18 protein-coding genes are annotated in these 19,314 nt (G+C 59.4%); 8 read left to right on the top strand and 10 right to left on the bottom strand.

The genetic code is table 11. From position 1 onward, the window contains the following. Nucleotides 1–708 carry a murein tripeptide amidase MpaA gene (gene mpaA / locus ACSBQS_RS09085; RefSeq protein ID WP_033643228.1) on the bottom strand — a complete coding sequence of 236 codons (708 nt, stop codon included), beginning with the start codon at nt 706–708 and terminating at the stop codon, nt 1–3. Between the two features lie 206 nt (nt 709–914). Between mpaA and ACSBQS_RS09080 the strand changes: the two genes are divergently transcribed. Both ACSBQS_RS09080 and ACSBQS_RS09075 read left to right on the top strand, forming a co-directional pair. Further along, nucleotides 915–1,265, top strand: coding sequence for a hypothetical protein (locus ACSBQS_RS09080; protein WP_025302994.1), 351 nt, complete (start codon nt 915–917; stop codon nt 1,263–1,265). Nucleotides 1,266–1,423: 158 nt separating this feature from the next. Further along, on the top strand, nt 1,424–3,058 hold the full coding sequence (locus ACSBQS_RS09075) for a peptide ABC transporter substrate-binding protein (protein ID WP_033650282.1): 1,635 nt from the start codon (nt 1,424–1,426) through the stop codon (nt 3,056–3,058). A gap of 158 nt (nt 3,059–3,216) precedes the next feature. Here ACSBQS_RS09075 and ACSBQS_RS09070 read toward each other — a convergent pair whose 3' ends face one another. From ACSBQS_RS09070 to ACSBQS_RS09060, 3 genes are all read right to left on the bottom strand, one after another. Beyond that, nucleotides 3,217–3,465, bottom strand: coding sequence for a hypothetical protein (locus tag ACSBQS_RS09070; protein WP_004930507.1), 249 nt, complete (start codon nt 3,463–3,465; stop codon nt 3,217–3,219). Nucleotides 3,466–3,659: 194 nt separating this feature from the next. Continuing rightward, nucleotides 3,660–4,751, bottom strand: a complete 1,092-nt coding sequence (locus ACSBQS_RS09065) for a hypothetical protein (RefSeq protein ID WP_147837998.1) — start codon at nt 4,749–4,751, stop codon at nt 3,660–3,662. Continuing rightward, on the bottom strand, nt 4,703–5,512 hold the full coding sequence (locus ACSBQS_RS09060) for a hypothetical protein (RefSeq protein ID WP_223524914.1): 810 nt from the start codon (nt 5,510–5,512) through the stop codon (nt 4,703–4,705). The genes ACSBQS_RS09065 and ACSBQS_RS09060 overlap by 49 nt, the downstream gene beginning before the upstream one ends. 50 nt (nt 5,513–5,562) lie before the next feature. On the opposite strand from ACSBQS_RS09060, the gene zntB reads away from it, so the two are divergent. Next, entirely contained in the window at nt 5,563–6,546 is a 984-nt protein-coding gene (zntB, locus tag ACSBQS_RS09055) for a zinc transporter ZntB (protein ID WP_033643224.1), read from the top strand. Between the two features lie 217 nt (nt 6,547–6,763). Here the strand turns inward: zntB and ACSBQS_RS09050 are convergent, their stop codons facing one another. The 3 genes from ACSBQS_RS09050 to nifJ all read right to left on the bottom strand — a co-directional run bounded on the left by ACSBQS_RS09050 (nt 6,764) and on the right by nifJ (nt 12,011). Beyond that, nucleotides 6,764–7,162: a VOC family protein gene (locus tag ACSBQS_RS09050; protein ID WP_033643223.1), complete on the bottom strand. Its 399-nt coding sequence runs from the start codon at nt 7,160–7,162 to the stop codon at nt 6,764–6,766. Nucleotides 7,163–7,309: 147 nt separating this feature from the next. After that, nucleotides 7,310–8,248 (bottom strand): tRNA 2-thiocytidine(32) synthetase TtcA, encoded by a 939-nt coding sequence (ttcA, locus tag ACSBQS_RS09045; protein ID WP_033643222.1) that lies wholly within the window; start codon nt 8,246–8,248, stop codon nt 7,310–7,312. Nucleotides 8,249–8,477: 229 nt separating this feature from the next. Next, nucleotides 8,478–12,011, bottom strand: coding sequence for a pyruvate:ferredoxin (flavodoxin) oxidoreductase (gene nifJ, locus ACSBQS_RS09040; RefSeq protein WP_103681817.1), 3,534 nt, complete (start codon nt 12,009–12,011; stop codon nt 8,478–8,480). A gap of 247 nt (nt 12,012–12,258) precedes the next feature. Between nifJ and ssmE the strand changes: the two genes are divergently transcribed. Continuing rightward, nucleotides 12,259–12,591 (top strand): multidrug efflux SMR transporter SsmE, encoded by a 333-nt coding sequence (ssmE, locus tag ACSBQS_RS09035; RefSeq protein ID WP_033632935.1) that lies wholly within the window; start codon nt 12,259–12,261, stop codon nt 12,589–12,591. A gap of 499 nt (nt 12,592–13,090) precedes the next feature. Further along, nucleotides 13,091–13,345, top strand: a complete 255-nt coding sequence (locus ACSBQS_RS09030) for a DUF333 domain-containing protein (RefSeq protein WP_015377999.1) — start codon at nt 13,091–13,093, stop codon at nt 13,343–13,345. Between the two features lie 29 nt (nt 13,346–13,374). On the opposite strand, the gene hslJ is transcribed toward ACSBQS_RS09030, so the two are convergent. Both hslJ and ACSBQS_RS09020 read right to left on the bottom strand, forming a co-directional pair. Beyond that, nucleotides 13,375–13,800: a heat shock protein HslJ gene (gene hslJ / locus ACSBQS_RS09025; RefSeq protein WP_033643221.1), complete on the bottom strand. Its 426-nt coding sequence runs from the start codon at nt 13,798–13,800 to the stop codon at nt 13,375–13,377. A gap of 52 nt (nt 13,801–13,852) precedes the next feature. Then, nucleotides 13,853–14,845, bottom strand: a complete 993-nt coding sequence (locus ACSBQS_RS09020; RefSeq protein ID WP_033650287.1) for a 2-hydroxyacid dehydrogenase — start codon at nt 14,843–14,845, stop codon at nt 13,853–13,855. Between the two features lie 443 nt (nt 14,846–15,288). On the opposite strand from ACSBQS_RS09020, the gene ACSBQS_RS09015 reads away from it, so the two are divergent. From ACSBQS_RS09015 to ACSBQS_RS09005, 3 genes are read left to right on the top strand one after another with little or no spacing between them, the layout of a single operon-like run. Continuing rightward, the gene (locus ACSBQS_RS09015) at nt 15,289–17,901 is read left to right on the top strand and encodes a YdbH family protein (RefSeq protein ID WP_353440410.1); all 2,613 of its coding nucleotides are present in this window, start codon (nt 15,289–15,291) and stop codon (nt 17,899–17,901) included. After that, nucleotides 17,898–18,095, top strand: a complete 198-nt coding sequence (locus ACSBQS_RS09010) for a YnbE family lipoprotein (protein ID WP_025302979.1) — start codon at nt 17,898–17,900, stop codon at nt 18,093–18,095. The genes ACSBQS_RS09015 and ACSBQS_RS09010 overlap by 4 nt, the downstream gene beginning before the upstream one ends. 8 nt (nt 18,096–18,103) lie before the next feature. After that, nucleotides 18,104–18,427, top strand: coding sequence for a YdbL family protein (locus ACSBQS_RS09005; protein WP_033643218.1), 324 nt, complete (start codon nt 18,104–18,106; stop codon nt 18,425–18,427). 119 nt (nt 18,428–18,546) lie between these two features. Here the strand turns inward: ACSBQS_RS09005 and azoR are convergent, their stop codons facing one another. Next, nucleotides 18,547–19,152: an FMN-dependent NADH-azoreductase gene (gene azoR, locus ACSBQS_RS09000; protein WP_015377994.1), complete on the bottom strand. Its 606-nt coding sequence runs from the start codon at nt 19,150–19,152 to the stop codon at nt 18,547–18,549. Between the last annotated feature and the right edge of the window lie 162 nt (nt 19,153–19,314).

Here is a 19,314-nt window from a genome sequence, read left to right as displayed (position 1 = left end):
TTAATTCGGGTAGGTCAGCAGTTCGGTCATGGCGTCGATGTAGCGCTCGCTGGCGGCATCGGCGGAGATCGGCGGGAATTCGGCGGTGATGCACGGCAGCGACAGATCCGCGCACCAGCTGCCGAACGAACCGGGCGTTTCATAGCCGACGCTGGTCACCAGCGGGAGTTCGAACTTGTGCGACAGCCAAACGCCGAGCCGCGAGCTGGCGGGATCTTCGATGCAGGCCAGCGGCTCATGGAACGACACCACCCAATGCGGCTTCAGGCGATGGATCAGATGACACAGCGCCTGGGTTTCCGGTTCGGAGCCGGGGCGCCCGCCGGTGGAGAGCCTGACGTCGCGCACCGGCGCCGCGCTGTTCCAGCGATAGACGGTGTCCCCGGAGCGCCAGTTGGCGGCCGGGAAGTTGCGGTTCAGATCGACGCCGTTGGCATTGGCGCGCAGCCCCAGCTGACAGCCGTCGGGGTTGACCGCCAGCACCACGTGGTGGCGCAACTGTTCGGGGGCGATGCTGCGCAGCGCGCAGGACAGGGTTACGATGGCGGCGCTCTCATCGCCGTGGGTGCCGGCGATGATCAGCCCGGTTTCCGGGCCGCTGACCGCCGCCGGGAAATAGAGCAGCGGCGCGCCCAGCAGCGAGCTGCCGTAGTTCTCTCCTGCGACGGCCAACTGGCCACGTTCACTGCGCGGTCGATGTTCGGTCATGGTGTTGTCCCTGAGTTAAAGGCCGAGAGTCATTGTCATTTTATTCAGTGTATTACGCTTTGAGACATCTTTCCCATCGCAATTGTGCGGCGTTTGCGCGATCTGTGATGCGGTAGCGGTGAAAACGCCAATTAAACCGCACCTGGCCTGAGGCTGTTGTTATACTAACGGCAGAGCTAAGCCAATCACCCGCAAGAGGATTTAACATGCCAGTAGCCAGAATCATCGCCAGCTATAGCGAAAATGAAAATGACACCATCACGCTGCTGTGCGGCGTAGACGCTGAAAACCAGATCCGTCAGGGGGAATGGTTCGGCGTGGTGAAAAATGACGACGGGCGCGGGGACGAATCGAACTATCCGTTCACCCTGCATATCGATTACCAGAAAGATGTCTTCTATCTCGACTACGGCTACGACGACGCGGATGCGCGTCAGCTGCAAAAAACCGATATCTCGGCCCGTCCGCTGGCTGAGAAAGGCTTTTTCACCGTGTTCGATGAAGAAGAGGGTGAAGAGTTCAGCTACCGCATCAACAGCATCCACCTGTACGACTGACGGTCGCTGCCGTAATCCCACCCGTGCCGCCCTGCGCCGCACGGGTTTTTTATCGCCTGAATCGCACTTTTTGCAACTTCTCGCCCGCGGGCTCTAGGCCGGATGGATCTTGTGCTATATGATAAAAAATTCAGATGGTTAACGGGGGACAAATCATAATGACGGGAAAAAAAATGCAACGGGGTTTTCGTTTGGCGCTCTGCGCGGCGGCGATCGGCGCCTGTATGAGCAGCGCCATGGCGGCGCAGGTTCCCCCGGGCACCGCGCTGGCGGACAAACAGGAAATCGTGCGCCACATTAAAGACGAACCGGCCTCGCTCGATCCGATCAAAGCGGTTGGCTTGCCGGAGGCTCAGCTGGCGCGCGATCTGTTCGAAGGGCTGGTCAATCAGGACGCCAACGGCAAAGTGATCCCCGGCGTCGCCACCCGCTGGCAGACCAGCGACAATCAGACTTATATTTTCCATCTGCGTAAAGACGCGCGTTGGTCAAACGGTGACCCTGTCACGGCAAAAGACTTCGTTTACAGCTGGCAGCGGCTGGTAGAACCGAAAAATCTGTCGCCGTTCGCCTGGTTCGCGCAACTGGCGGGGATCCAGAACGCCGAGCAGATCATCAGCGGCAAACTGCCGGCCGATCGCTTGGGTGTATCGGCGCCGGATGACTACACGCTCAAGGTGCAGTTGGACAAGCCGGTGCCGTACTTCGTCAGCCTGACGGCCAACTTCAGCCTGTTCCCGGTGAACAAGGCGGTGGTGGAAAAATACGGCAATGACTGGACCAAGGTCGGCAATCTGGTGGGCAACGGCGCGTTCAAACTGCAGGAGCGGGTGGTGAACGAGAAGCTGGTTCTGACGCCTAATGACCATTACTGGGATCATGCGCGCACCGTGCTGACCAAAGTGACCTTCGTGCCGATCAACCAGGAATCCAACGCCACCAAGCGTTACCTGGCGGGTGACATCGACATCACCGAATCCTTCCCGAAAAACATGTATCAGAAGCTGCTGAAAGACATCCCGGGGCAGGTGTACACCCCGGATCAGCTCGGCACCTATTATTACGCGTTCAACACCCAGCGTGCGCCGACCAACGACGTGCGGGTGCGTCAGGCCTTGTCCTACGCCATCGATCGCAAGATTATCGCGGAGAAAGTGTTGGGCACCGGTGAAAAACCGGCTTATCACTTCACGCCGGACGTCACCGCCGGGTTCAAACCCGAGGCGAGTTTGCTGCAACAGCAGCCGCAGGCGGAGCTGGACGCACAGGCCAAGGCATTGCTGCAGGCGGCCGGTTACGGCCCGAACAACCCGCTGAAGCTGACGCTGCTGTATAACACTTCCGAGAGCCACCAGAAAATCGCCATCGCCGTGGCCTCGATGTGGAAGAAAAAGCTGGGGATTGACGTCAAGTTGCAAAACCAAGAGTGGAAAACTTACATCGACAGCCGCAATACCGGCAATTTCGATGTGATCCGCGCCTCCTGGGTGGGTGACTATAACGAGGCGTCGACCTTCCTGTCGCTGCTGACCTCCACCCACAGCGGCAATATCGCCAAGTTCAAGAACGCGGACTACGATAAGCTGCTGGCGCAGGCGGGGCGGGAAACCAACCCGGCGGCGGTGACTGCCGATTACAACAAGATGGAACAGATCATTGCCGATCAGGCGCCAATCGCGCCGATATACCAATACACCAACGGCCGCCTGATCAAACCGTGGGTAAAAGGCTACCCGATCACCAATCCGGAAGACGTGGCCTATAGCCAAACGATGTATATCATCAAACACTGAGTGGGCTTATTTATCGCCCCCGCGCAATGCGGGGGCGTTATTTTCTCGACGGCGAAACCACGAGGCTAATTAATTTTTCCACGCGATAAACCCCGTTTAATAATAAACAGGGTTGCCATCATCACATTAATATTGTCTATTTCAGAGAGCGGTTACGCTTACAGACAGTCCCGCATGGCGTCCACCACTACGCGGCCGCTCATATCGGTCTGAGTAATGCGGTAGCTGGTGGGATAAGAACGACGGGTACTGAAACGATCGTGGACGGAGACCTTGCCAATCTGCAGGCCGGCGGCGTTTTTCACCACAAACTCACTGATCTCTTCCTGGCCCTGGTTTTGCAAATGGATATTGCTGATTTTTTCCAGCGTATCGCTGGCGTTTATTTTTAAATGGTCGCGTAACATAACTACCTCCTCGTAGTGAGAAAAGTATATGCCCCTAAAATTTGCGCTGAAACAGCTTTGTGTTGATTTATTATTATCATTTTGAATTAAAATTGATAGCAATATGTTAAGTCATAATAATAACGGCATTACCAGCGCTTTATCGGCGATATTGTCTGATTTATCGGCAATGGTTTATTTCAATGCCGTTATTATTAGTCTGCATTAATGGAGAACAGCGCTTGCCTGGCCGCCGGCGCGGGAAAGACGCAGGCGACGTTGTGTCCGCAGCCGGGAACGAGGGTTAACCGATGCGGCTTCTCCGGCGCCAGATAGCGCCGGTCATAGTCGGCATAGGCCAGGGCGCGCTGCAACCGGTAGGGGCCCTGCAGCTGGGCGGCGCAGGATTTGTCGAGTATCCGATAGTAGGCCCCCGGCGCGGTGCCGGTATCACCGTCTGCGGCCAGGTAGGTGATATCCGCCGCCGCATAGCGCCGGCGTGCTGCGTCGGCGGTGCGCTGCAGGTGAGCGGGAAGCGCTTCCGGACCATATTTCCACTGGTTAGCCTGCGGGCACTGGCCGGCGTCCAGCGTTTGCCAGCGGAAGCGACAGGTTTTTTCACTGCCGCAGCGCTCCGGATGAAGGGGCTGGGGACGCAGGTTGTCAAAATAGAGCCAGCTGCCCGGATCGGCGACGACATAGCGCAGACGCACTCCGTCCGGCGGGTCGGCGAAGCCGACATAATGCTGCACGAATTGGGCGCCGGCGGAGAAACCGGCGACGGTGATCGACTGCAACGACGGCCAGCGCCGTTTCAGATCGGCCAGCAGGTTATCCATGGCGTTGAACGAGCCGGTTTTCCCGCCATTATCCAAACCGCCTTCGATCCAGGAGCCGCAGCGCCACAGGGCGTCCCCCTCTTGCGGCGCCGGCAGCCCGGCGGAACGGCAGCGGGCGGCAAGCGTCTCCGGTACCTGGAACAGCGGGGCGACCAGCAAGCTGTTGTCTCCCGCTCCCTGCGCGGCGTCGATCGCCGCTTGCAATGTCTTGGCGACATCGCGCGGGTGGCCGTGCATCACCACCAGCGCGGTGCGCGGCTGGGGGGAGTGAGCGTGCGCGACAAAATAAGGCAGTGAACCCGCCGCCGTCGGCGCGTGATAGGGTGTGGCGAGGCGTTCTAACACCGGCTCTGCACGAGCCGATTGGCCGAACAGCAGCAGGGCGGCCATTGCGATGCAGCGCAGGCGGCGCATTCTCGTCAGGTTCGGCGCAGCGCAGCGCGCAGTTGTCTCAGGACTTCCCGGCATCGTTGTTCCTCACGCGCTCGTTGATAGTAGCGATAAAAGGCGCGTTCCGAACTGAGGTTACCCGCGCGTGCCAACTGCCTGAAGGTCAGGTATGCCAGGCTGAACATAATGATAATAAATAATAAACCGGGGAACAGCAGCTGCCAGCCGTCGGTGATGCGCGCATTAGGCAGATAGCGGAGTGAATAGGGCGTAATCAATACCCCTAACTGCTGCAGCCCCCATTGAGTCAACGCAGGGAACAGCACCAGCAACGTAACGAACACCAAATACAGCAAGAAATAGCGACAGGAAAGCAAGAAACGCTTGAACGCGTTATTGGCGCTTGGCCGCAAAACGAAGCCTGCGGGCGTGGCGCGCAAGATTTGCTGACGGCCACCGGTGAAACGATAGCGTTCCAGCGCCGCTACGCTATCCGGCAATGCCAGCAGCAGCTGCAGCGCAACAAGGCCGGCGCTGCGGTTGCCGATATAGTCGCGAAACCGCAACAGACGTATGGGGGCGCTTTGGGGCTTCTCGACGGATTCGAGCAGGTTTAACAGCTTATCGTGGTTTTCCCGCCGAATGCGAAAAGGCGTTTTGACCACGGCGATAAACAGCGTAATGACGGTCGGTAGGACGATTTTCAAGATATCTGCGGTGCTGATTTGTAACATGCGAGTTTCCTCTCGGGCTGTCTTGCGTTCCTGGCAGCAGAAGTATAGACCACGCTTATGGGACAACATGAAAACTGGCGTTACAGCTTGGTCTTTGATCTCCAAGGCGTTAACGCTAGACTCAGCAACATAAGCAAGACTGAGGGGATAAATGAATGGATGTGATTGAGGGGAGCGAGCTGCAGGTCGCCGACGCGGTCTACGCCTACCAGCTGGATGGCAAGGGCGGCGTCACGCCGATCGAGCGGGATGACAAGATCACCTGTGACGCGCCTTGCTGGCTGCATCTTGATTACGCGCACCCGGCCAGCGCCGAATGGCTGAGCACCACGCCGCTGCTGCCGGACTCGGTGCGCGAAGCGCTCTCCGGCGAAAGCTCACGGCCGCGTGTCAGCCGCCAGGGCGAAGGCACCATGATCACGCTGCGCAGCATCAACTTTAACGCCAACTCACGGCCGGACCAGTTGGTCACCATTCGCGTGTACATCACCGATAAACTGATTATCTCCACGCGGCACCGCAAGGTGTATTCCATCGATCAGGTGGTGAACGATTTGCAAAGCGGCGCCGGGCCGACCAACAGCGGCAACTGGCTGGTGGAGATTTCCGATGCGTTGACCGATCACACCAGCGAATTCATTGAGGATCTGCACGACAAGATTATCGATCTGGAGGACGCCTTGCTGGAACAGCAGGTGCCGGAGCGTGGCCAGCTGGCGTTGATCCGTAAACAGCTTATCGTGCTGCGCCGTTACATGGCGCCGCAGCGTGACGTTTTCGCACGGCTGGCCAGCGACCGCCTGCCGTGGATGAGCGACGACGATCGCCGCCGCATGCAGGACATCGCGGATCGCCTGGGGCGCGGGTTGGACGATCTGGACGGCAGCATCGCACGCACCGCTATCTTGTCCGACGAAATTACCACGGTGATGGCCGACGCGATGAACCGCCGCACTTACACCATGTCGCTGTTGGCGATGGTATTTCTGCCGACCACCTTCCTGACCGGGCTGTTTGGCGTCAACCTTGGCGGTATACCGGGCGGCGGCAACCCCTTCGGTTTCGCGGCATTTTGCCTGATGCTGGTCGGGTTGGTGCTTGGCGTCGCCTGGTGGCTGAAGCGCAGCCGCTGGCTGTAGGCGAAAATGGCGAAAACCCGGTTAACATTGAGCAAAATCAACATTTAGCCGGGGGAAATGGGGCATGATCTCTCTCGCAGGTGAATGCAACGTCAAGCGATGGGCGTTGCGCTCCATAATTGTCTTACTTTCTTATTTTTGAATTACTGCATAGCACATTTGATTCGTACAATGCCGGTTTAATCACCGGCATTTTTTTATTCGATTTCTCTCTTCCTCAGGCCGCGCTTTCATCCCAGAAGCTGGCTTCAATCTTGTGCCCATCCAAATCGCGGACAAAGCAGCCGTAGTAAGCCTCACCGTAGTGCGGCCGCGAACCGGGCGCGCCTTCATCGACGGCGCCGGCCAACAGCGCCTGGCGATGGAATTCATCCACCTGCTGCTTGCTGGTCGCGAAAAAACCGACGTGCGTGCCGTTGCCGGGTGAAGCGGGCTGGCCGTCGATCGGCACCTGCAGCCAGAACTCCGGGTAGTCGCGGCCATAACCGATCGCGCCGGGATGCTCCAGCACCCGTCGGCAACCCAAGGCGGCCAGCGTGCGATCGTAAAAGGCCGCGGCGGCGACGAAATCGTTCGAGCCCAGCGAGACGTGGGACAGGCAGGGGGTGATATTCATTGCGCGATCTCCATATGACTGTATAAATGCACAGTATAGGGTAAAAACGGCATCGCCCAGCAAATTATGCGCAAACTGTGAACAGGATCGAGATCGTCGAGAGAGGGAAAAGGTCGCCGCTCGCAGGGTGGCGAGCGGCGAGGGGACTTATTTGATTTCCAGCACGTCCAAACGCGCTGGCGCAGGCGCCGCGTCGTCCGAATCTTCCGGCTGCCAGCCGACCGGCTGCATCGGAATGTCTTCGCGATCGAAGGCCAAATCGCCGCCGTCCACCACCGCGCTGCCGTGGTGAATGCCTTTGAAATCAAACAGATTGATATCGCTCAGATGCGAAGGCACCACGTTTTGCATGGCGCTGAACATGGTTTCCAGCCGGCCTGGGTAACGTTTGTCCCAGTCGCGCAGCATGTCACCGATCACCTGGCGCTGCAAATTAGGCTGAGAGCCGCACAGATTGCATGGAATGATCGGGAACGCTTTGGCGATCGAGAAACGCTCGATGTCTTTCTCGCGGCAATAGGCCAGCGGGCGAATGACCACGTGCTTGCCGTCGTCGCTCATCAGTTTGGGCGGCATGCCTTTCATCTTGCCGCCGTAGAACATGTTGAGGAACAGCGTCTGCAGAATATCGTCGCGGTGGTGGCCCAGCGCGATCTTGGTGGCGCCCAGTTCGGTGGCGGTGCGATACAGAATGCCGCGGCGCAGGCGCGAGCACAGTGAACAGGTGGTTTTGCCTTCCGGGATCTTGTCTTTAACGATGCTGTAGGTGTTTTCTTCGACGATCTTGTACTCCACCCCCAAGCCTTCCAGGTAAGCAGGCAGAATATGCTCAGGGAAGCCGGGCTGTTTCTGGTCGAGATTCACCGCCACCAGCGAGAAATTGATCGGCGCGCTCTGCTGCAGATTGCGCAGGATCTCCAGCATGGTGTAGCTGTCTTTGCCGCCGGACAGACAGACCATGATGCGGTCGCCTTCTTCAATCATATTGAAATCGGCGATCGCTTCGCCCACGTTGCGGCGCAGGCGCTTTTGCAATTTGTTCAGGTTGTACTGCTCTTTTTGGCTAACGGATTGCTTTTCTGACATTTAAATCGTGCTCATTCTCAATGGGGGGCACTAGGGGCATGGCGTTGTAGACCGCGAGTTTACCATTCAACCGGCCGATTTTGATCATTATTCATCATCCAGCTTCCACGCGCCCGACGCGAGGCCTGTATGGTACGGATTGCGCGCAGGAATGCCAGCAGGTTTTATTGCTACGCCTTACGTCAACGGTAAAAGATCAGGGCGCGAATCGCTCGCGCCCTAAGGGAGGTTACTCAGCGGCGGACTTTTCCGCCTTGCCGGCCAGCAGGCTGAGGAAATCGTATTTCTCCTTCAGCTCTTTCTCGGCGGCCTGATACAGCGCGCTGGCCACCTCCGGCTGCTGCGCGTTCAGGCGGCGGAAACGCTGTTCTTTCAGCAGCGTTTCCGACAGGTTGCTGTTCGGCGGCCGCGAATCCAACGCCAATGCGGCCTTGCCCTCGGCGCTGCGGCGCGGATCGAAGCGGTACAGCGGCCAGAAGCCGGTGGCGGTCAGCTGTTTCATCTGATCGTGGCTGAGCGCCAGATCGTAGCCGTGCTCTTCGCACGGGCTGTAGGCGATGATCAGCGACGGCCCCGGATAGGCCTCGGCCTCCTGAATCGCTTTCACCGTCTGGTTGAGCTGCGCCCCCAGCGAGATCTGCGCAACGTAAACATGGCCGTACATCATCATGCTGACGCCCAGATCTTTGCGCGCCTTGCGCTTGCCGTGCTCGCCGAATTTGGTCACCGCGCCGAGCGGCGTGGCCTTCGACTGCTGGCCGCCGGTGTTGGAGTAGCACTGGGTGTCGAGCACCAGCACGTTGACGTTCTCCGTCAGGCTGAGGACGTGATCCAAACCGCCGAAGCCGATGTCGTAGGCCCAGCCGTCACCGCCGATCAGCCAGATGGATTTATCCACCAGATAGTCGGCGTCGGTCGCCAGCTGGCGCGCATCTTCGCCTTCAATACTCGCCAGCAGCGCGCGCAGTTCGGCGATTTGCTTGCGGCGCGGCTCCGGCGCCACGTCTTCCATCTGCAGGGCATTGACCAACTGCTCCGGCAGCTGCGGCGCCAGCGAATTCAGCAGGCGCAGCACCCGCGCGCGATGTTGATCGACCGTCAAACGGAAGCCCAGGCCGAATTCGGCGTTGTCTTCGAACAGCGAGTTGGCCCATGCCGGCCCGCGCCCTTCGGCGTTGGTGGTGTACGGCGTGGTCGGCAGGTTGCCGCCGTAGATCGACGAACAGCCGGTGGCGTTGGCGATCAGCAATCGGTCGCCATAGAGCTGGGTCAACAGCTTGATGTACGGCGTTTCGCCGCAGCCGGAGCAGGCGCCGGAGTACTCGAACAGCGGCGTGATCAGCTGCGAGGTGCGAATGTCGATGCGTTCCAGCTGCGCCGTATCGATTTCCGGCAGCTGCAGGAAGAAATCGTAGTTGTCTTTTTCCGCCGTCAGATTATCGAGGCGTGAAGCCATATTGATGGCCTTGATCTCCGGGTTCTGGCGATCTTTCGCCGGGCAGACCTCGACGCACAGGTTACAGCCGGTGCAATCCTCCGGCGCCACTTGCAGCACGTATTTTTGCCCGCGCATATCGCGCGCTTTGACATCCAGCGACTGCAGGGAGGCGGGGGCGTGTTCCATCTCCGCCGGCTGCACGACCTTGGCGCGAATGGCGGAGTGCGGACAGGCGGCGACGCAATGGTTGCACTGGGTGCACAGGTCGGGCTGCCAGACCGGGATCGCTTCGGCGATGTTGCGCTTTTCCCACTGGGTGGTGCCCACCGGCCAGGTGCCGTCCGGCGGGAAGGCGGAAACCGGCAGCGCATCGCCCAGTCCGGCCAGCATCGCGGCGGTAACGGTTTTGACGAAGTCAGGCGCGGCGTCCGAGACCACCGGCGGGCGCATCGGGCTGCTGTCGTCGACCGGCTGCAGCGGGATTTCAATCAGCGCGCCGCGGGTGGCGCCCAGCGCCTGCCAGTTGCGCTCGACGATCTCCTGGCCTTTGCTGCTGTAGCTGCGGGCGATGGCGTCCTGCAGCTGTTGCAGCGCCACGTCGCTCGGCAGGATCTGCGTCAGATGGAAAAACGCCATCTGCATGACGGTGTTGATGCGCGCGCCGAGCCGGCATTCACGCGCCAGCTTGGCGGCGTTGATGATGTAGAAACGCGCCTGGCGTTGATGCAACAGCGCCTGTACCTCCTGCGGCAGGCGCGACCAGACTTCGTCGGCGCCGTAAGGGGTATTGAGCAGGAAGGTGCCGCCGGGTTTGAGGCGCTCAACCATCTGGTACTTATCGATAAACTGCAGCTGGTGGCAGCCGACGAAATCCGCCTGGCTGACCAGATAGGCCGAATTGATCGGCTGCTCGCTGACGCGCAGGTGCGAGACCGTCAGGCCGCCGGCCTTTTTGGAGTCGTAGACGAAATAGCCCTGCGCATACAGCGGCGTGGCGTTGCCGATGATTTTGATGTTGTTCTTGGTGGCCGAGACCGAGCCGTCGCTGCCCAAACCGTAGAATAGCGCTTCCAGCGAGGCGCGCTGCGGCAGGATTTCGTCGCTCAGCGGCAGCGAAAGGCCGGTGACGTCATCGAAGATGCCGACGGTGAAGCGCGGGCGCGGCTGCGGCTGGGCCAGCTCGCGAAACACCGCCAGCGCGCAGTCCGGGCCGAACTCCTTCGACGACAGGCCGTAACGGCCGCCGATCACTCGCGGCAGCGTGGCGCGCTCGCCCCGGCTGTAGGCTTCCGCCAGCGCGGTCATCACGTCCAGATACAGCGGCTCGGCCAGCGCGCCCGGTTCTTTGGTGCGATCGAGCACCGCGACGCTGCGCACGCTGTCCGGCAGCGCGCCGAGCAGGTGTTTGGCGGAGAACGGCCGGAACAGCCGCACTTTCAGCACGCCGACTTTTTCGCCGCGGGTCAGCAGGGTGTCGATCACTTCTTCGCAGGTGCCGGCGGCGGAGCCCATCACCACCACCACGCGTTCGGCCTGCGGGTGGCCATAATAGTCGAACGGCCGGTAGTGGCGGCCGGTGAGGGCGGCGAAGGCCTCCATGGCGTCGATCACGTGCTGGTCGGCGGCGTCATACCAAGGGTTGGTGGCCTCGCGCGACTGGAAATAGGTGTCAGGGTTGGCGGAAGTGCCGCGCACCACCGGATGATCCGGCGACAGCGCCCGGCGGCGGTGGGCGTCGATCGCCGCCTGCGGCAGCATGTGCCGCAACGTATCGTCGCTGAGCGGTACGATTTTATTGATCTCGTGCGAGGTGCGGAACCCGTCGAAAAAGTGGATGAACGGCAGGCGCGCGTTGAGGCTGGCGGTCTGCGAGATCAGCGCGAAATCCTGCGCTTCCTGCACGCTGCCGGCGCACAGCATGGCGCAGCCGGTCTGGCGCACCGCCATCACGTCAGAGTGATCGCCGAAGATTGACAGCGCGTGCGTGGCCACGGTGCGTGCGGCGACGTGCAACACAAACGGCGTCAGCTCGCCGGCCAGTTTGTACAGCGTCGGGATCATCAGCAGCAGACCCTGCGATGAGGTGAACGAGGTGGACAGCGCGCCGGTCTGCAAGGCGCCGTGCACGGTGGCGATCGCGCCGCCCTCCGACTGCATTTCCACCACTCGCGGGATATCACCCCAGATGTTTTGCCGGCCATCGCCGGACCAGGCGTCCGCCTGCTCCGCCATGGTGGAACTTGGCGTGATAGGGTAGATGGCAATCACTTCGTTGGTGCGATAGGCCACGGAAGCGACTGCATTATTACCATCTGTAGTTATCATCGACATTACCTTTTCATTGCTCACAAAGCCGCGAAAGCGCACTTTCGCAGTAATGGAAAAAAGTCTAACAGAGGGTTTGAACGCGGCTTTATCGCGTTTGTGTGGCGGGCGATAAATCGGCAAGCGTATCCGGCATCGCTATTTGCATCGCCGGTTGAGGTCCTTCAATAAATTGTTTTCGCCGTTTAAAGACAATTTATTTCCGGCGCGTCATAATTGCGCATCGGTAACCTGACAGAAGAAAACCATGAGCGGATTTATGTATTTGACGATGGCGATAGTCGCGGAAGTGATCGCCACCACCATGTTGAAAGCCTCTGAGGGCTTTACCCGTCTGTGGCCGTCGCTGCTGGTGGTGCTGGGCTACGGCGTGGCGTTTTGGGGGCTGTCGATGGTGGTCAAGAGCATGCCGCTGGGCATTGTGTATGCGATTTGGTCGGGCATGGGGATCGTGCTGGTGTCGGTCGCGGCGGTATTCGTTTATCAGCAAAAATTGGATTGGCCGGCGATTGTCGGCATGGGATTAATTATTGCCGGCGTGCTGGTAATTAATTTACTGTCGAAAGCCTCTGTGCACTGAATGTTATTTTGATGTAAAAAAAGCCGGCGTGACAGCAAGTCGCGCCGGTTGAAGAATTCAGCCATCATTCACTGAAAATAGTGGAATGCTAATTAGTTAGCGCCGTCAGCATAGACGCAAATATCATCCTCTCCGGTAGCAAAAAATGCGCCGTCACGCCGAAAGCACGCGGGGTTAATTAATACCGATATCATGCGAAGAAACCCCGTCGCCGGCAACGGTGACGTTATCACTTTCTCTCTGTGGCCGGGGCAGGCGGTGGGGGCCGCTGTCACGTTTAACCTCCCGCAATGGGGGCGGAAATATTCTGCAAACAAAATCAATGTCCGGCCGGCGCAAAAAAACCACAAATAATGGCCGGAATATATTTTCATTATTTATATATCGAGCTAGATTAAACAAGTTTGCATCAAAGATAGCGAAACGTGTCCGCCAAGTGACGCGCGTTATCGGCAATGGCGATTTTACACAGCGCAGTTCCGGGTTCAGGAGTGGGATAATGACGACATCAAAATGGCTGCTTGCCAGCGCCGTGCTGCTTTTAGCCGCCTGCAGCAGCAACAACGAAGAGCCAGTACAGCAGGGCAACAGTGCCAGAATCAATACGTTGCAGACCAGCGCCGGTTGCGCGGCGGTCGGCGGCGTCACCACCATCGCGCACAACTTGAACGGTGAAGCGTTGCGCATGTGCCAGATGCCGAACGGCAAACAGTGTGAGGAACGCACGCTGGGCCTGGGCAGCTGCGCCGGGTAAGCCCACGGCGCCAGGCCTGGCGTCCAGAATCAATATACCCAGTCGCGCAGGGCATAAACCAGCGTGTGGCCGCTGCCGTTGAGCGTCAGCTGCTGCGCGCTCAGCGTCACTTCGGCGCCGTTTTCCAGCACGGTGCCGATCACCCGATCCCAGCGATTGCGCTGCTCATCAGGGCACAGCCTGCGCGTCGAGGCCAACGGTTTTACCGTCAGTACGCCGTCGCGTAATTGCCCCTGGCCGAAAAAGCGGTTGCACATCGCGCCGGACACATGCAGGTTCTCGCCGAACTCCAGATTGAGCAGGACGCCGCCCGTTGGGGATTTTGCCGCTTCGCCATCGACGCTCTGCAACACGAAATTATGATGCATCAGATCGCCGGGCGTAACGGTCGCGGGTGGTTTCATGCTGCATCCCCCCAAGACCAGCGCCGCAAGGGCGGCCATCGTTGTTCTCATCGTCGCGCTCTCAAATAAACAGGGCGCCGCAAGGGGCGCCCCGAGATGCCATTTACGCGTTCAACTGGTTCGGGCAGGCTTCGCCGCGATCCAATTGGCTGATGTTCTGCAGCGTGGTTTGCGAAATGCTGGTCAGCGCCTCTTCGGTCAGGAAAGCCTGATGGCCGGTGAACAGCACGTTGTGGCAGGCCGACAGGCGGCGGAACACGTCATCCTGAATCACGTCGTTAGACTTGTCTTCAAAGAACAGATCGCGTTCGTTCTCGTAGACGTCCATCCCGAGCGCGCCGATTTTTTGCTGCTTCAACGCGTCGATGGCGGCGGTAGAGTCGATCAGCGCGCCGCGGCTGGTGTTGATCACCATTACGCCGTTTTTCATCATCGCGAAGGCGTCGGCATTCAGCAGATGGTGGTTTTCCGGCGTCAGCGGGCAGTGCAGGGTGATTACGTCGGATTGCGCGTACAGCGTTTTCAGGTCGACATACTCTGCGCCCAGTTCCAGCGCCTGTTCGCTGGGGAACGGATCGTAAGCCAGCAGCTTCATGCCGAAGCCTTTGAGAATGCGCATCGTCGCCACGCCGATTTTACCGGTGCCGATCACGCCGGCGGTGCGATTGTGCATGTTAAAGCCGATCAGCCCTTCGAGAGAGAAATTGGCGTCGCGGGTGCGTTGATATGCGCGGTGAATACGGCGGTTCAGGCACATCATCATGCCTACCGCGTGTTCCGCCACGGCTTCCGGCGAGTAGGCCGGCACGCGCACTACCTTGATGCCCAGCGCTTTGGCGGCGTCCAGATCGACGTTATTAAAACCGGCGCAGCGCAGGGCGAGAATTTCGACGCCCAGCGCCGCCAGTTCTTCGAGCACTTCACGGCTACCGTCGTCGTTGACGAAGATACACACCGCCTTGCAACCGGCGGCCGTTTTGGCGGTTTTTTTACTGAGTAAAAAGTCGAAGAATTCCAGCTCATAGCCAAACTGCTGATTCACCAGTTCGAGATATTTACGGTCATACTGTTTGGTGCTGTATATCGCCAATTTCATCGTGGTTTCTCCACCGTGATTTTGTGATCAATTTAACAGATTTTAGTAAATTCGACAATTGGTTAGCCACGCTGCAGGGCTGCTGTGGGCTGGCGGCGGTGAAGGGAAGGCGACGGTGAGGCGGGCGACAAAAAAATCCCCACGGGGGTGTGGGGAATGGCTTCTCTAGTACACAGTTAGCTAGCAGCTAAACTTTTATTAGAATGCTTGCAAGACTATTAATCATCAACGGTAACAACAATAACAAAAGTCTGAAAACTGTCCTATTTATGTGATGTATATGTAACGAAAATCTACAACTCCGCGCGCGCTTGCGCCAAAAGGGTGCAAATCGCCTCTGCGACCGCGCTCAGCTTCACCCTATGTCAAATTCGTGCCATCATTATTGTCAATTCAGGCATAGACTTAACCAATGCCTAACACAGGAACGAAGCAATCATTTAATGACCAGGCGATTGAAAGTATTCATAGGGACGGTGGCGGGCTGCGCAATCCTGGTGCTGGCGTTGTGGCAAACCTTGCCGCGCTGGCTGCCGGGGGTGTTATCGCATTGGTTGCCGGCGGGAAGCCGACTGGAGTTGCAGGGCAAATTGCATTGGCGCCAGGGCGGCCTGACGTTGGCGGGGGCGCGTTTCACCGCGCAAGATTGTCTGCTGGCCAGCGTCGGGCCGACGCGGCTGGCTTATCGGCAAGGCCGCTGGCAGCTGTCGAGCGATAAGGTCAGCGTCGATAGCGCCTGTTTGTCAAAACTGCCGGGCGGCGACGCCAACAGCGCGCCGCTTGCGCTCGATCAACTGCAGCGGCAGCTGCCGCCGCTGGATCTCACCATTCATGACCTCACGCTCATTCCCTGGCAGCGTTATGCCGGGAAGCTGCAGCTTTCCTCCGGCTCTGACGGGCAACATCTGCATTATCGGGGGCCGAATATCAGCGCCGAGGCGCAGCTGGATGAAAAACAACAGCTGACGTTGCACAGCCTGACCGTCATTCCGCCCAACAGCGCGCAACCGCTGCGCCTCGCCGGCAAGATAACCCTCCCGCTGGATCTGGCCAGCCTGCCGACGCAGGGCGCGCTGCAGGGTGAAATGCAGACGGCCTATCTGGAAAAACCGGTTTTGCTGGATATGCGCTGGCAACAGCAGCAGGGCGTGTTGACGGTGAGCGAGAAAGGCGACGATCGGCCGCTGGCGGTGCTGCCGTGGGAAGTGACCCCGCAGCGGGTCAGCATCAAGCAGGGCGAGTGGCGTTGGCCCTACAGCGGACAGCCGTTGAACGGCGGCCTCAGCATCGCGCTGCACGACTGGAGCAAGGGACTGGATGAAACGGAGATCAGCGCGCGGCTGAACGTGATCACGGCCGGCCACAACGGCAAGGGCAATGCGGTGCTGACGCTTGGGCCGGGCAAGGTGGGGCTGACAGACAGCGATCTGCGGTTCCAACTGACCGGCCAGGCCAATCTGGCCGACTTCTCCGCTACCGCGTCGATCCCGGGCGTGCTCGGCGGCAGCATTCTCAACCCGACGCTGGTTCTGCATCCGGGTTCGTTGCTGCGCCTGTGGGGCAAGGTGACGCCGGAAATGACGCTGGAAGAGGCGCGTTTGCCGCTGGCGGGCGTGAAGGTGACCGCTGCCGGTATTACCGGCCGCCTGCAGGCGATTTTGAGCGCCAGCGACAGTTACTGGGGCCGCTTCAAGCTGCATCTGGACGGCCAGGCGCAGGATTTCTGGCCGGACAAGGGCCACTGGCAATGGCGCTACTGGGGCAATGGCCGCTTGCCGCCGCTGCAGGCCGCCTGGGACGTGGCCGGCAGCGGCAGCTGGCGCGACAGCGAGTTGGTGCTCGATAAACTCTCCACCGGCTTCGATAAGTTGAAGTACGGCCTGGTGACGGTCGCCGCGCCGCGCTTGAGCCTCAACCAGCCGCTGCGCTGGCGGCGTGATGAACAAAGCCCGCAGTTCAACGGTGAGCTGCAGCTGGCGGCGGATAAGGTCAGCTTCAGCGATGGCGGTTATCTGCCGGCGCCGGTGCTGGCGCTGCAGGTGAACGGCCGTTCGCCGGACAGTTTCCAGATGCAGGGCAAGCTGCAGGCGCAACAGATCGGTCCGATCGCGCTGCGCGGCCGTTGGGACGGCGAACGTCTGCGCGGCGAAGGCTGGTGGCCGAAACAGTCGCTGAAGGTCTTCCAACCGCTGCTGGCGCCGGATCTCAATCTCACGCTGCGCGACGGCGAGTTTTACGCGCAGTCGGCGTTTTCCGCCGCCCGCGAACAAGGGTTCGAGGCCGGTGGCCACTGGGTGGTGAAAAACGGCGGCATGTGGCTGAAGGACGGGGAGATGAGCGGCCTGGATTTCATCCTGTCGTACCGGTTCAAGCAGCATCACTGGCAATTGGGAGCTAAACAGCCGGTATCGCTGCGCATCAAGTCTTTCACCAACCTGTTCGAGATGCAGAACATTTCCGCCGATTTGCAGGGCACCTATCCTTATAGCGAAGGGCAGCCGCTGACGTTGAGCAACGTCGGCGTGGACATGCTCAACGGGCATATCAGCCTGTCGGCGCTGCGGTTGCCGCAGCATGACGCCGCAGTGCTGAAGCTGGACAAGGTCGATCTCAGCGCGCTGTTTACCGCCCTGAAACCGAAGCAGTTCGCCATGTCCGGCCGCGTCGACGGCGAGTTGCCGCTGTTCCTGAACCATCCGAAGTGGCTGGTGCAAAACGGCTGGATCGCCAACGCCGGCACGTTGACGCTGCGCCTGGACAAAGACATGGCCGACGCCATCGGCAGCAACAACCTGGCGACCGGCGCGGCGATCGACTGGCTGCGCTACATGGAAATCAACCGTTCGCATGCCCGGGTCGATCTCGACAACCTGGGCGAGCTGACGCTGAGCGCACGCATCGACGGCATCAACCCGCAGAAAAGCGCCAAGCGCGAGGTGATCCTGAACTATCGTCATCAGGAAAACGTGTTTCAGCTGTGGCGCAGTTTGCGCTTCGGCGACAATTTACAGGAGTGGCTGGAGCAGGCCCTCTCACAACCTGGGGAGCAACAATGAAAATCATGAGTGTGTCGACGCTGGCAGCGGTGCTGTGCGTTTCGCTGCTGAGCGGCTGCGTGCCGCGCATCGAGGTGGCGACGCCTAAGGATCCGATCACTATCAATATGAACGTCAAGATCGAACATGAAATTCATATCAAGGTGGATAAGGACGTCGAAAACCTGCTGAAAACCCAAAGCGGTCTGTTCTAGGAGCCGACATGAAAAAACGTTATTTGTGGCTGGCCGGCGCCGCCTGGCTGTTCAGCGGCCTGGCGATGGCGCTGACGCTGGATGAGGCGAAGCAGCAAGGGCGGGTGGGGGAAACCCTGAGCGGCTACATCGCGCCGGTGCAGCAGGACGCCGAAACTTTGGCGCTGGTGAAGCGCATCAACGCCGGCCGCGCCGAGAAGTATCAGGAAGTGGCGGACGGCAACCATATCGCCGTCGATGAAGTGGCGCGCATGGCCGGCCAGAAGCTGGTGACGCGGGCGCAGAGCGGCGAGTATGTGCGCGGCATCAACGGCCAGTGGCTGAAGAAGTAAAAAAAAGCGCGCCGTCTGGCGCGCTGAATGATACGGATAGATGATTATTATGAGGGTAGTGCAGGTTTGACAAGGCTTGCCTCTTGTCCGGCAGGGGCATGATGCCCCTGCGCAGTCTCTTACGCGGCAACCACCTGAGACAGGGCCGCTTTGGCGTCTTCCTGTGCTTTGGTCGCCACTTCCGGACCGTAGGCGATGCCTTCCGCGAAGACGAACTCCACGTCGGTGATGCCGATGAAGCCCAGGAACAGACGCAGGTAAGGTTCCACCAGGTCGGTTGGGGTGCCTTTATGAATGCCGCCGCGGCTGGTCAGGATCACGGCGCGTTTGTTTTTCACCAGGCCTTCCGGACCGTTTTCGGTGTAACGGAAAGTCACGCCGGCGCGGGCGACCAGATCGAAATAGTTTTTCAGCTGGGTCGGGATGTTGAAGTTGTACATCGGTGCGGCAATCACGATAACGTCATTGGCCTGCAGCTCGGCGATCAGTTCGTCCGACAGGGCCAGCGCTTCTTGTTGACGCGGAGTCAACGGAGCATCGGAAGGACGCAGCGCGCCAACCAGCTCGCCGTCCAGCACCGGGATTGGCTGTGCGGCCAGATCGCGCACGGTGATGGTGTCGCCGCTGTGGGCGTTGCTCCATTGCTCTACGAAGAAATCGGCCAGTTGGTTAGACTGAGAGTAGGTCGCCAGGATGCTTGATTTCAGAACCAATACGTTGCTCATCGATAATTCCTTACGTTGTGACAGTGACATCAGGACTCAGCGTCCCTTGCATGAACTACATGCTATTCACATTCCCCCAACAGTGATAGCGCAATATTTCGAGATCTTCGTTCGATTTTATTGAATAACATGCCGAGGCTTTACTCGCGAAAGTAGGGGGAA

This window comes from Serratia sp. H402Y, assembly GCF_051172415.1.
Lineage (GTDB): Bacteria > Pseudomonadota > Gammaproteobacteria > Enterobacterales > Enterobacteriaceae > Serratia > Serratia ureilytica.
The sequence above is the reverse complement of the archived record's forward strand: the minus strand, read 5'-3'. Positions and strand labels throughout refer to the sequence as shown.